Source organism: Nocardia niigatensis NBRC 100131 (assembly GCF_000308655.1).
GTDB lineage: Bacteria > Actinomycetota > Actinomycetes > Mycobacteriales > Mycobacteriaceae > Nocardia > Nocardia niigatensis.
Genome location: NZ_BAGC01000040.1, coordinates 438626 through 450886, shown reverse-complemented (window position 1 = coordinate 450886; position 12261 = coordinate 438626). Strand labels below are relative to the sequence as shown.

The window sequence follows — 12261 nt, the reverse complement described above, 5'->3', positions numbered from 1 at the left end:
GTCATCAGCCCGAAAACGGTTCCGGCCGACCACAACACCCAGTCGACGGTCAGCGCGGCGCTCGGCCCGATGACGTCCTTGCCGAGCAGCAGCGTGCCCGCACCCACGGTGAGCAGCGCCATCGGCATCGCCCCGTAGAACTGCATCATGATCGGGTGCAATCCGTGCCCGCGCGCTTCCTCGGGATACCGCCGCCAGTGCAGCATCCAGGCTCCCGCCAGCACGATCAGAATCACCGCGGCAAGCGCCCACACCACCGTGGCGGCCGCCCGGAGCCCGGGAAACTGCAACGGCAGCGTCGCCGCGGCATTCCCGATGATCCCGGTCCCCATCACCACCGCGAACCAGTTCGGCGCCAGATGCCGCAACGGCTCCCAGTTCTCCCGCTCGCCCGCCGGTGCGGTGGACGCGCTGACTCGGGTCGTAAGAGCAGCATCGCCGGTTCTGCGGAAGGTCACTGTGGTCATGCCTCAACCCTCGCCGACCAGCATTTCCCCCGCTAGCACCCACGATCCGATGGATGCATAGACCAGTTCTATGCCCCACCCCAGACCCGCCCTATGACCGTAGGCGAGGTTCTGCGCTCCCGGAGCGGTCGGGCGGTGGGTGGGGCGGATTTGCGGAGGACTGCATGGTCGGGCCAGGCTCGGCCGGTGCGGAGGTTTTCGGGTCAGCCCACGCCGAAGGCCCGCCGACCGGTCGGCACTGCCCGGAGGTGGCGGACGATGCCCAGATCGGTGGGCTGGGCGCGGTGACTGTCGTAGCGGTCGAAGACCGCGGCCAATTCCGGTGACCAGCGGGCGAATTCGGCGCGGATGGGACCCTCGGTCTCCAGCTGGCAGACCACGCCCAGCGCGGTGAGGAAACAGCGGGCGAAGGGGGTGAAGTAGGCGGGCATGTCGAGCTGGCGGTGGACATTCGACAGGCGGGGAGCGAGCACCGAGCGGACGTGGCCGCGCAGCCAGTCGGTGGTGAGCCGGAAGGTGGGGACGGTCAGCGGCTCGCCGACGGCGTCGAGACCCTCGGCCAGGGCCGCCACGTCATAGCTGCGTCCGGGCTTGACGAACCCGTGCCGCCGCACCGCCGCGTCCAGTTCCGGTATGCCACCGTTGAACGCGGCCTCCATCACCTCACCGACCAGTTCCTCGAAGCCCGGCGGCGGCCAGGGCGTGCAGGCCCCGAAATCCACCACGCCCAGCCGCCCGTCGGGCAGCACCCGGAAGTTGCCCGGATGCGGGTCGCAGTACAGCAGCCCGGTGCGCGACCAGGCCGACAGCAGGAATCGGATGATGAGCATCCCGACCCGGCTGCGCTCTTCGGGCGCACCGGATTCGATGATGCGCGAAACCGGTGTGCCGGTGAGCCATTCGGTCACGATCACATCGCCGCACTGCGTGATGACCGCGGGCACCACGAAATCCGGGTCATCGGCGTAGGCCTCGGCGAAACGCCGCTGATGCTCGGCCTCGGCCGTGTAGTCGAGTTCGTCGGCCACACAGGTGCAGATGGCCTCGGTCACCGCGGGCACGTCCGCGCCGGGCGCGAACACCGTGGCCAGCACCGAGATTCGGCGCAGCTGCTCCAGATCGGCGAGCACCGCCTGGTGCGCGCCCGGATACATGACCTTCACCGCCACCGGCCGCCCGTCGCGCCAGACCGCGCGATGCACCTGCCCGATGGAGGCCGCCGCGGCCCGCCGATCGTCGAATTCGCCGAAATGCCAACGCCAGTTCTCGCCCATGCCCGCCGTCATGGCCTCCTGCACGGTGCCGGGCAGCATGGTGGGCGCCGAATCCTGCAGTTGGGTGAGTGCGGTCCGGTACGGGGAGGCGATCTCGGAGGGCAGCGCGAGTTCGTAGAGCGAGAGCAGTTGCCCGAGTTTGGTGGCGCAGCCCTTCAATTCGCCGAGCACCTCGAAAATGTGCTGGGCGGTGCGCATCCGGATCTCGAAATCCACCTCGGCCGCGGATCGCCCGAGCGCGCGCTTGCCGATTCCGGCGGCCTGCCGCCCCGCGAATGCGACCGGGAGACTGGCGATTCGCGCATTGCGGACCGCGCCGCGGACCGGCGGCCTGCCCCCGTCGTCCCCCGACCGTTCCCCGATACGCCGAATCGACATTGCTCACCTCGTCGTGTGCACGGCACTGCGCGGGCGGCCGGTGTGGCCATCATCAGGTCCGATGAGTGGCCCGCCACGGCGCATGCACGTGCAGTTTGGCACACGAAAGTCTAAACTGTCTGGGACGTATCCGAAAGTTGTCGAAAGGTGACAGGATGGGTGCCCAGACGGTCGTGGCCGATGTCGCCGACGAGCTCGCTCGCCGCGTCGCGACCGGGGAGTACGCGCCCGGGGATCTGATGCCGTCGGTCCGCCAGGTCGCCGACGAATTCGATATGAACCGGGCCACCGCGCAATTGGTGCTGGGCCGCCTGGAGTCCTACGGCTTCGTGGACGCTCATCGCGGCCGCGGTTTCACCGTCCGGGACGTACGCCGCGCGGGCGGCATGGACGTGTACCGGCGGCTGTTCCGGTTGTCCCTGCCCGCGCCCGAGGTGGCCGCGGAGATGTTCGGCAATATCGTCGCGGCCGAGCGCGCCATCGTGCTGGAGGCGCTGCTCGACTACACCGCCGCCGAGCGGGGCATCGAGCCCGCGGTGCTGACCGCCGCGGTCGACCAACTCGAAACGCAGGCCCGCAGCGCCGCACCCGATCACGTGCGCATGCTCGAACTCGAGGTCGGCCTGGTGCGCCTGGTGCTCACCGAGCTGGGGCACACCATGCAGCGCGCGGTGCTGAACTCGGTGGGGGAGATGCTGTTCGAGGTGCCGGAGGCGGTGGAGGCGTACTTCGCCGTCTCCGCCGATCTGCACGTGCTGGTGTGGCGGGCGCTGCTGGCGGTGTGGGAATCCGCGTCGGGTCCGTCACCGGCCCAGCTGGCTCTCTTCGAGGACCTGTTCGCCATGTACCACGAGAAGGTGCTGGCCCGATTCGACGAATTGCTGGGCGCGGGGCCGGATTCCGCGGTGCACCGGCACAGCGCGTCCGCCTGATCAGCCGGCGGCCGCCATGGCCGCCGCCACGAGTGCGCCGATGATCGCCAGCGCTAGCACCGCCAGGATCACCCGGTTGCCTTTGGTGGGGGGCTCGGCGGGCGGGTGGACGGCCATGGATCTGTCTCCTCCATCGGTGTGGTGATGGAGGTCATCGTATTCCGGCGGCTCCCAATATGTTTGGGGTCCCCGACGTTGGGGCCTGATCCCGGCCCCTTCCCGGGCCACGCCGGGGGAACCGGGGAGCCGGATGACCGAATCCACCACCCACTCCACCTCGGTGCCGCTCATCACCCGAACGAGCGCTCGGCTCGTTCGGGGAAGGTACGGATGAGCAGGTGAAGACACCGAAGGGTGCGCTGTCTGTGACAGAAAACGTCAGCTGTCGAGCCCACTCGGTAGCGGCCGAACAGCACCGCGGCATTGTGGCCGCCGAATCCGAACGAATTGTTCTGTGCGAAGTCGACATCGGTGTGCCGCGGCTTGGTGTGCACCACGTCCAGCTCGACGTCCGGATCCTGGTTCTCCAGGTTCAGCGTCGGCGGGATCACCTGGTCGCGCAGGGTGAGCACGGACAGAATGGCCTCGAGCGCGCCGACCGCGCCCGCCGAATGGCCCAGCGCGGACTTGGGCGCGTACACCGACGGGTGGGTGCCGACAGCGGCCGCGATGCCCTTGGCCTCGGCCAGATCTCCGATGCTGGTGGCGGTGGCGTGCGCGTTGACATGGCCGACCTCGGCCGGGCTCACACCCGTCGACGCGGCACGGCCGGAGCGGGTACATTGTCTCAGACGGCAATCGAGCGAGGAGAACGACAGCATGACCGAGGCGCTGCCCGACCGGCCGACCGTGACGAGCCCGCCCCTGCTCGCCCGCCGCTGGACCATCGACGACATCCCCGATCAGACCGGACGCACCGCCGTGGTCACCGGCGCCAACAGCGGACTGGGCCTGCGTACCGCGGAAGCCCTGGCCGCCAAGGGCGCCCACGTGATACTGGCCTGCCGCAACGAACTCAAGGCCACGGCTGCGCTGGAACAGGTGAGCACTGCCGCCACCGGCCCCAAACCCGAAGTGCTGCCGCTGGATCTGGCCGACCTGACCTCCGTCCGCCGCGCCGCCGACCACCTCGATGTGCGCGCTACCCCGATCGACATCCTGGTCAACAATGCGGGCGTGATGGCCCTGCCCCGGCATCAGCGCACCGCCGACGGCTTCGACGCGCAATTCGGCACCAATCATCTGGGTCATTACGCCCTGACCGGTTTGCTGCTGCCGCAATTGCTGCGCGCGCCCGAACCGCGCGTGGTGACCGTGTCCTCCATTGCCGCCTGGGGCGGCATCATCAATTGGCTGGATCCGAATTGGCGTGTGGTGTACAGCCGTTGGCTGGCCTACAGCCAATCCAAACTCGCCAATCTCCTGTTCACCGCCGAATTGCATCGCCGGGCCCGCGCCGCCGGCACGGCGCTGACCGCCGTGGCCGCGCATCCGGGTCTGTCGGCGACGAATCTCTACGATTCCGTCCCCGAGAAAGGAGTGGGGGCGGCATTGGCGATCGCCCAGCAGCGAATGCTGTTCTCGCTGGCGCAATCCGACGCCAAGGGCGCGCTGCCGCAACTCTATGCCGCGACCATGCCGGGCCTGGCCGGAAACTCCTACTGCGGCCCGGCCTTCGAAGCCTTCGGATATCCCCGCCGCACCCTGCGAAATCCCCTCGCCTACAGCCGATTCCAGGCCCGTCGACTCTGGGAGCTCAGTGCGGAGCTGACCGGCGTCGACTACGACTGGGTCTGACCGCGGCTACGACGGGTAGACCGCGATCTCGATGAGATTCCCGTCGGGATCGCGGCAGTAGTGCGACACCATCTCGCCCAGCGCGCCGATCTTGACCACCGGGCCGTTGACGATCTCGACCCCGCACGCGGTCAGATGCGCCGCGACCGCCTCGGGCGCGGCCGTGGTCACGAAGCAGAGATCCTGTGCCCCAGCGGCTTCGGTGGCCCCGGTGGTCCAGGCCGGGTCGGTGTCCAGCGCGCCCACCGGCCGCAGGTTGATCTTCTGATTGCCGAAGGTGAGCGCCAGGCGCCCGGCGGGACCGAACCGCTCCACGGTCATGCCCAGCACCCGGGCATACCAGTCGGCGGTCGCCACCGGGTCGAGACAGTTGATGACCACATGATCGAACCGGTCCACGGTGAATGCCATGCCGGCATTCTCCGTGGGTCCGGTGTCAAGATCAACGGCGGCGCAACAGCATTCCGCGGATATAGGCCGCCTGGCCGGAGTGCTGGATATCGTCGTCGACGACGCTGATCAGGCGCACGCCCAGGGTGACCGGCGGATCCCAGCGGGTGTCGACGATGCGGGGAAGATCGGCATCGGTGAGCCCGGACACGTATCCGATGGTCTGGTTGTGGACCGCGTCGAAGTAGCCGAGCAGCAGGTCGGCGGAAACACCTTCCAGCCGAGCCACTTCGGCGGAACTGTGCGCGTAGCCGGTGGCGGAATCATCGAAGGGCAGGTCGAAGCGCTTCACCCAGCCCTGCGCCGTCCACACCTGCTCGAGGCCCGCCACGTCCGCGATGTGATCGTCCTGCACGCGGGTCAGATGCCAGATCAGCCAGGCGATGGAATTGGCGTCCCCGTCCGGCCGTGTGGTCAGCTCCTCCTGGGTCAGCCCGGCCACCGCGCCGTGCACGTTCTCCTTGATCCGCCCGAATGCGTCCACCAGCAAGTCAGCGCTTGTCATGCCCTCATCCAATCACTGCGGGCCGCGGGTTATTCCGAGGCGCGCGCCCAATCCGGCACCCAGGTGCCGGGACGGTCCACGACCGCGGAGGCCAGATGGCCGTGCAGCGTCGTCAGCGTGGGATGCGGGTCCGCCGCACGGTGCAGCAGCGAGTGCGGGTAGACGGGCGTAGGGTCGCGCAGCGGCACCCGCCGCAGACCATAGGTTTCGGGCCAGAGGAACCGCGTGTCCTCGCCCACCAGCGTCGCGACCTCCGGGGAATCGGCGACCGCGTCCAGGAGCGGTTCCAGCCCGAAGTTCGGGCCGACCGAATCGATGGTGAGACCGAACGCCGCGGCGAGCGACGCGTAATAGGCGGACCATTCGGTACCGGCGACCAGGCTCGGCATCCAGATGCGATGGCCGACCAGGTCTTCCGGCGACAGCGTCCGCGCCTTGGCCAGCCGGTGGTCCGGGCCGATCAGCAACTCCAGCGGCTCGTCGAAGACCGGCGTGGCTCGCAGACCCTCGGGCAGCGCATGCCCCGGCGCGGGCACACACCGGAACGCGGCGTCGACCGAGCCCTCCAGCAGCGCCTCCATGGCCGCGCCCGCATGCGGCAGCCGCACCACGTCGAGTTCGATATCGGGATGCGCGCAGTGGAAGTCGCGCAACAGCCCGGCCGGGGCGAGCTGCCGGCCCACCACATCCACGCGCAACGCTCGTCGGCCCGGCGACACCGAGGCAAGCGCCCGTTCGGCGGTCTGCAGCAGAGTGCGGGCGTGCGGGAGGAACGCCTGCCCGTCCAGGGTGAGCCGGGCGCCGCGCGCGGTACGGGTGAACAACCGGACCCCGAGCGACTTCTCCAGGGCGGCAATGCGTTTGGAGACCGCCTGCTGGCTGATCGACAGATCCGTGGCGGCGTCCTGGAAACGCCGCGCATCCGCTACGACGACGAAGGTGCGCACGGCCTCGAGATCCATGCGACGAGCCTAGGCATACAACATCCGGTTGTGACTCGCGGGCGCCGCGGTTGTTTGATCCCGAGGTCGCGCTTCTGCTTCGATCTTGCCGGACAACGACGGCGAGACGGCGCGAGGCGGGCGGGTATGGCGGGCAGGCGGTCACTGGGACGCGGATTCGGCCGGCTGTGGGCGGCCTTCGCGGTGAGCACGGCGGGAACGTGGCTGGCCTTCGACGCCTTTCCCCTGATCGCGGTGCTGGTCCTGCACGCCGGGCCCGGACAGGTGTCGCTGCTCGCCGCCGCCGGACTCGCGGTCGGTGCGCTGGTGGCGATACCCCTCGCGCCGTGGATGGAATTCCGGCGCAAGCGGCCGGTCATGATCGCCACCGATATGGTGCGCTTCGCTGTGGTGCTGAGTGTGCCGCTCGCCTTCGCGGCCGGGGTGCTGACTTTCGCGCAGCTGGTTCTGGTTTCGGTGATCGTCGCGGCCTCGGACATCGCGTTCAAGGCGGCCTCGGGGGCGTACCTGAAAACCCTGCTGCCCAAGGAGGATCTGCTGCTCGCGAACGGGCGGTTCGAATCGACCATGTGGACCGCGAGCGTGCTGGGGCCGCCGCTCGGGGGCGCGGCGATCGGGATCTTCGGACCGGTCATCACAGTGGCGGCCAACGCGGTCAGCTTCCTGTTGTCCGCGTTGGGAATTCGCGCCATCGGCGGTGGGGAACCGCAGCCCGCTCCCAGCGGGAACGACGGTTTTCGGATGGCGGACCTGGTCGAGGGCTGGCGCTACATCCTGACCCACCACGCGCTGCGGCCCCTGTTCTTCAACACCATCCTGGTCAACGGCCTCATCATGGCGACCGCGCCGCTGCTGGCCGTCATCATGCTGCGCGAACTCGGCTTCGCGCCCTGGCAGTACGGGCTGGCGTTCGGCATTCCCTGCCTCGGCGGCCTGCTCGGCTCGCGGCTGGCGACGCCGCTGGTCGGCCGGTTCGGTCAGCGCCGCGTGCTCGTCGCGGCCGGAATGCTGCGGACCTGCTGGGTGCCCGCTCTGGTCTTCATCGGCCCAGGCGCGGCCGGGCTGCTGGTGGTGATCGTGGTGGAATTCGGCCTCATCACCTGCTGCGGGGTCTTCAACCCGGTCTACGCGACCTTCCGACTCCAGCATGCCGCACCCGACCGCACCACCCGCATGCTCTCGTCCTGGTCGATCACCAGCAACATGACCATCGCGGCCCTGACCGCCCTCTGGGGCCTCCTCGCCGCCGTCGCCGGCCCACATACCGCCATCGCCGTCGCCGGCCTGCTCATGCTCGGCACCGTTCCACTGTTGCGCCCCAACAGCTTTCCCCGCCTGCGCGCCCCGGAACCCATGGCCACGGCGAATCCGGGCTGATATCGGGGACAGCCCCGATGTGCCGTCACCGTGCCGGTGGTTCGGTGGATGCCATGAGCACCGCGAACTCCCCGGTCACCGTCCCGGGCTATGTCAACGCCATCGTCAGAACCCTGCTGCGCTCACCGTTCCATCGCCTCATGAGCAGGAACACCTTGCTGATGAGCTTCACCGGCCGCAAAACCGGCAAGCGCTACACCGTCGTCGTGCGCTACTTCCCCGAAGGCGACGTGCTGAACTGCTACACCGACAGCAAGTGGTGGCGGAACCTGCGCGGCGGCGCGCCCGTCGATCTCCTGCTGGCCGGCCGCACCCGTCCGGCGATCGCGACCGCTGTCACCGACCCCACCGCGGTCGCCGCGAGCCTGGGCGCCTTCCTCACCGCGGTACCGGGTGACTCCAAGTACTACGGGGTCCGCAGGCGGGACGACGGCGCCCCGGACCCCGACGACATTCTCGCGGCCGCCCGCTACACCACCCTGGTTCGAATTCGACTCCAATAGCCTTCCTCAGGATCCGCTACAGGCTGAACGCGATCGCGCGGAGTACCAGGACCGCGATGAACACCGCGGTGAAGGCGAGGTCGATCGAGACGCCGCCCAGCCGGACCGGTTTCAGGACTCGGCGTACCGGCGCGATCACCGGCTCGGTGAGGCGATGGACCACGTCCCGGGCCTTCCGCAGGGCCGGCGGGGTGTCGCCCAGCACGCCGATCCAGTCGATGATCAGGCGGGCTATCAGCAGCAACATGAACAGCGTCAGAGCGATCCCGAGCAGGGAACCGAGGAATGACATGGCGAACTCCTTCGTAGTGGCCGCCTCAGCTGGTCAACGCCGCATCGTCGTCGAAAGTGCCCTCATCGTCGACCATGATGGCCATGTTCAACGGCGGGCCCGCCGCAACCGTGCGAGAATTTGGGCTGCTGTTCGCCCCGCTCACCCCGGGATCGCACGAGGAGTCGAAGTGAGCAAGAAGATTCTGGCCGGCCTGCCCCTGGCCGTCGCCGCATTGTCACCGGCCCTGGCGTGCGTCGCCGCCACGCCCGCCCAGGCCGCCGTCCCGACCTACACCTGCACCGCGCAGACATGGGCCGGAGAGCAATTGCCCGCGGTGACCGTCCAGGCCAAGCACGGGAAGTATCAGGCGCAGGGCGTCGCCCAGACCACGTGGGGCGGGGTCGCCAAGTTCGCGACCATCGACTGCAAGATCGACAACTGAGACCCGGCCGCGCTCAGATGGCGCGGCGATGGTTCAGATAGGCGAATGAGGCGAGGCCCAGCGGGATCTGGCACCAGAAGGTGATGAGCCGGAATCCCAGGGCCGCGCCGACCGCCACCCCGCCGGTCAGACCCGCGACGGCGGCGAGCCCGGCCGCGATGGTGATCTCCTTCGTGGCGACACCGTTCGGGGAGGGCAGCAGCGGGGCCAGCGCCACGGTCACCAGCTCGACCACGAAGGTGTCCGGCAGGCTGAGGTTCGCACCGACCGCGTGCAACACCGCCCACAGCGCCACCACCATGAGCAGCGGCTGGATCAGCGCGCAGATCCAGAGCGCGGCCGCGCGGCGCGGCCGGACAGCGGTCGCGGCCACCGATTTCCAGGCCAGTTCGGCATCCGAGCGCGCATGCCGCAGGCGGGCGGGCAGGTGCCGCCATCCGCCGTACGCCTGCACCCGGCGGTTCATGGCCCGGGCGACCACCGCCAGGACGACGCCGCCCACGAGCCCGGCGATGATCATGATCGCGGCTGTGTGCCAGGGATTTCCGCCGATCAGGTGATGCCACCACGCCGAGAATCGAGCGCCCAGGTCGTGCCACGGGGGTTGGGCGCCATTGCGGCTCATCAGGCCCGGCGCGGCCAGCGCGGCGATCACCACCAGCGGAACCCGCACCATCAACGCGGCGAATCCCATCAGGGCGATGGACGCCGCCGCGCCGGTGTGGCTGAGCCCCGTTCGGCGCAGGAACCGCATCCGCAGCAGCAGTGAGGCCGCGGGCACCAATCCGATGGCCGGGACCGCGAGCTGGAGTGCGAACAACTGCCGGGCCGAGGTCTCGGCCGGTATCGAACCGCGCAACATGAAAACCGAGGTGGGCCAGAGGGCCAGCGTGGCGAGTGCGGCCAGGAGCAGCCAACGGGGGTCGGCTCCGGCGAGTGCGTGGACTCCGGCCAGTACCGCGTTCCGCTGCCAGAACCCCGCGGCCACCACCAGAACGGTGCAGACGACGGTTGGTAGTGCCTTTCTCGCAGATGCGGGAACGGCCGCCATCTGCCCTCCTCGGGTATCGCAGATCTCTTTATCGCCGGTGAATCGTGTACGCGCAGATCGACATTAACGGGCGCGGGGATCCGCGTTGCCGAATAGTCCCGTCGCCCAACGGCATCCGGACTGGATGTTTTGCTGACGTCGTGGGCAGGCCCGCACCTGGCGGGTGAGGACTACCTGGTCCCGACCACTATCGCGGACCACTCGGGGATTCGAACCCGGCGGCAATTGGATTGCCGCGTTCATTGAACACGATTTGAAGATCAAAATCGAGTGGGGCACTCCGTGTGGAGAGAATATCTCGCAAACTGCAAATCGTATTCGCGCATGCAATAGCCTGTGAGAACGCCCCGGCGATTCGCTCGATACCCGAGTAGGCTCACTGGGAGATAAGGGGTGCCGAGAGCAGTCGTAGGGGTAGGACACGACGTGGCGAAATCCATGACAGCGAGCGCAGTGCTGACCGAGCTCGAGCCGGTGGCGGAAGCGAACCTGAACAGGCATCTCTCCCTGGCCAAGGAGTGGCATCCGCACGACTACGTGCCCTGGGACGAGGGCCGCAACTTCGCCGCCATGGGCGGGGACGACTGGGAACCCGGGCAATCCCGGCTCAGCGACGTGGCCCGGGCCGCCATGGTCACCAACCTGCTCACCGAGGACAATCTGCCCTCCTACCACCGGCTCATCTCCGAATCGTTCTCCCGGGACCGCGCCTGGGGCACCTGGGTGGACCGCTGGACCGCCGAGGAGAACCGGCACGGCATCGCCATCCGCGACTATCTGGTGGTGACCCGCGGCGTCGACCCCGTCGCGCTCGAAAACGCGCGCATGATCTGCGTCGGGCAGGGCATCGACGATCCGACCGGCACCGGTGACTGCAGCGTGCTGCACGGCGTCGCGTACGTGACCTTCCAGGAACTGGCCACCCGTGTCTCGCACCGCAATACGGGCAAGGTCTGCCACGACCCCGTCGCCGACCGCATGCTCGCCCGCATCGCCATCGACGAGAACCTGCACATGGTCTTCTACCGCAATATCGCCGGCGCGGCCCTGGACCTGGTCCCCGACGACGCCCTCGCGGCGATCACCGCGGTCATCGAGAACTTCCGGATGCCCGGCGCCGGCATGCCCGACTTCCGCCGCAACAGCGTCCTCATCGCCAAGCACGGCATCTACGATCTGCGCCAGCACCTCGACGAGGTGATCCTTCCGGTGCTGCGGAAATGGAACATCTTCGAGCGTGCCGACTTCACCGCGCGCGGCGAGCAGATCCGCGACCACCTGGCCACGTACCTGGACAAACTCGGCAAGGATGTGACCCGGTTCGAAGAGCAGCGCGACCGGGCGCTCGCCCGCGACGCCGCCCGTCGCGCCGCCACCACCTGATCCGCGCCACATGTGAACAGCCACCGCGCTGTCCACAACCCCCATGTTCCCGCCACGTTCTCGTGTCCCGCCGCCACTAGGGTGTGGTCCACACGAAGGGGGAAACATGACCGACCTGCTGCGCGCCGACCTCACGGCGCTTCGGCTCATGGCCGCGGGCATCCACTCCGAGGCCGCCGCCATATCCGCCATTGATCCGGTCGAACTGATCGCGAAAGTCGGCCTGGCGATGCCGAATTCCGCGATCGGCACCGCCGCCGCCACGGTCGGCGACCCGCTCCTCGCCCTGATCCGCCGCCTGGCCACCCACCTCCACGCCTTCGCCGACGCCACCACCCACACGGCGGCCACCTATGAAGCCACCGAACTAGCCCTGCAAGCCCAGCTGAACGGCTACCTGCACGGCGCCTCCTGACCAGTGCCCGCTGATTTCGCGCCGGCACCGACAACGAACTGGCTGCCTGCC

14 protein-coding genes and 1 pseudogene are annotated in these 12261 nt (G+C 68.7%); 7 read left to right on the top strand and 8 right to left on the bottom strand.

The features are described 5' to 3' along the window. Nucleotides 1-467 (bottom strand): SLAC1 family transporter (locus ON33_RS14940; protein ID WP_505791464.1); only part of this gene is annotated, 467 nt, incomplete at its 3' end. 203 nt (nt 468-670) lie between these two features. Further along, nucleotides 671-2119: an ABC1 kinase family protein gene (locus tag ON33_RS14935; protein WP_083868962.1), complete on the bottom strand. Its 1449-nt coding sequence runs from the start codon at nt 2117-2119 to the stop codon at nt 671-673. A gap of 155 nt (nt 2120-2274) precedes the next feature. Between ON33_RS14935 and ON33_RS14930 the strand changes: the two genes are divergently transcribed. Beyond that, nucleotides 2275-3051, top strand: coding sequence for a GntR family transcriptional regulator (locus tag ON33_RS14930; protein WP_040859130.1), 777 nt, complete (start codon nt 2275-2277; stop codon nt 3049-3051). A gap of 401 nt (nt 3052-3452) precedes the next feature. Here ON33_RS14930 and ON33_RS43325 read toward each other — a convergent pair. Next, nucleotides 3453-3809: pseudogene (locus ON33_RS43325) on the bottom strand (beta-ketoacyl-ACP synthase); the annotation flags it as partial. A 61-nt stretch (nt 3810-3870) separates the two neighbouring features. Here ON33_RS43325 and ON33_RS14920 point away from each other — a divergent pair. Next, nucleotides 3871-4848, top strand: coding sequence for an oxidoreductase (locus tag ON33_RS14920; RefSeq protein ID WP_051152153.1), 978 nt, complete (start codon nt 3871-3873; stop codon nt 4846-4848). Between the two features lie 6 nt (nt 4849-4854). Here the strand turns inward: ON33_RS14920 and ON33_RS14915 are convergent, their stop codons facing one another. The 3 genes from ON33_RS14915 to ON33_RS14905 are packed head-to-tail and all read right to left on the bottom strand — an operon-like array spanning nt 4855 to nt 6765. Then, entirely contained in the window at nt 4855-5259 is a 405-nt protein-coding gene (locus ON33_RS14915; RefSeq protein WP_040859127.1) for a VOC family protein, read from the bottom strand. A gap of 31 nt (nt 5260-5290) precedes the next feature. Next, nucleotides 5291-5803: a mycothiol transferase gene (locus ON33_RS14910; protein WP_040859125.1), complete on the bottom strand. Its 513-nt coding sequence runs from the start codon at nt 5801-5803 to the stop codon at nt 5291-5293. 29 nt (nt 5804-5832) lie between these two features. Further along, entirely contained in the window at nt 5833-6765 is a 933-nt protein-coding gene (locus ON33_RS14905) for a LysR family transcriptional regulator (protein WP_040859124.1), read from the bottom strand. 126 nt (nt 6766-6891) lie between these two features. Between ON33_RS14905 and ON33_RS14900 the strand changes: the two genes are divergently transcribed. After that, nucleotides 6892-8142 carry an MFS transporter gene (locus tag ON33_RS14900; protein ID WP_040859122.1) on the top strand — a complete coding sequence of 417 codons (1251 nt, stop codon included), beginning with the start codon at nt 6892-6894 and terminating at the stop codon, nt 8140-8142. Nucleotides 8143-8195: 53 nt separating this feature from the next. Beyond that, nucleotides 8196-8645 carry a hypothetical protein gene (locus tag ON33_RS14895; protein ID WP_040859121.1) on the top strand — a complete coding sequence of 150 codons (450 nt, stop codon included), beginning with the start codon at nt 8196-8198 and terminating at the stop codon, nt 8643-8645. Nucleotides 8646-8661: 16 nt separating this feature from the next. Here ON33_RS14895 and ON33_RS14890 read toward each other — a convergent pair whose 3' ends face one another. Further along, entirely contained in the window at nt 8662-8937 is a 276-nt protein-coding gene (locus tag ON33_RS14890) for a YggT family protein (RefSeq protein WP_040859119.1), read from the bottom strand. 169 nt (nt 8938-9106) lie between these two features. On the opposite strand from ON33_RS14890, the gene ON33_RS14885 reads away from it, so the two are divergent. Next, nucleotides 9107-9361 carry a hypothetical protein gene (locus ON33_RS14885; RefSeq protein WP_040859117.1) on the top strand — a complete coding sequence of 85 codons (255 nt, stop codon included), beginning with the start codon at nt 9107-9109 and terminating at the stop codon, nt 9359-9361. A gap of 13 nt (nt 9362-9374) precedes the next feature. On the opposite strand, the gene ON33_RS14880 is transcribed toward ON33_RS14885, so the two are convergent. Beyond that, nucleotides 9375-10412 carry a lysylphosphatidylglycerol synthase domain-containing protein gene (locus ON33_RS14880; RefSeq protein ID WP_083868960.1) on the bottom strand — a complete coding sequence of 346 codons (1038 nt, stop codon included), beginning with the start codon at nt 10410-10412 and terminating at the stop codon, nt 9375-9377. 438 nt (nt 10413-10850) lie between these two features. Between ON33_RS14880 and ON33_RS14875 the strand changes: the two genes are divergently transcribed. Both ON33_RS14875 and ON33_RS14870 read left to right on the top strand, forming a co-directional pair. Beyond that, nucleotides 10851-11795: an acyl-ACP desaturase gene (locus ON33_RS14875; protein WP_373281027.1), complete on the top strand. Its 945-nt coding sequence runs from the start codon at nt 10851-10853 to the stop codon at nt 11793-11795. Between the two features lie 106 nt (nt 11796-11901). Then, the gene (locus ON33_RS14870) at nt 11902-12210 is read left to right on the top strand and encodes a hypothetical protein (protein WP_040859113.1); all 309 of its coding nucleotides are present in this window, start codon (nt 11902-11904) and stop codon (nt 12208-12210) included. Nucleotides 12211-12261: the final 51 nt, after the last annotated feature.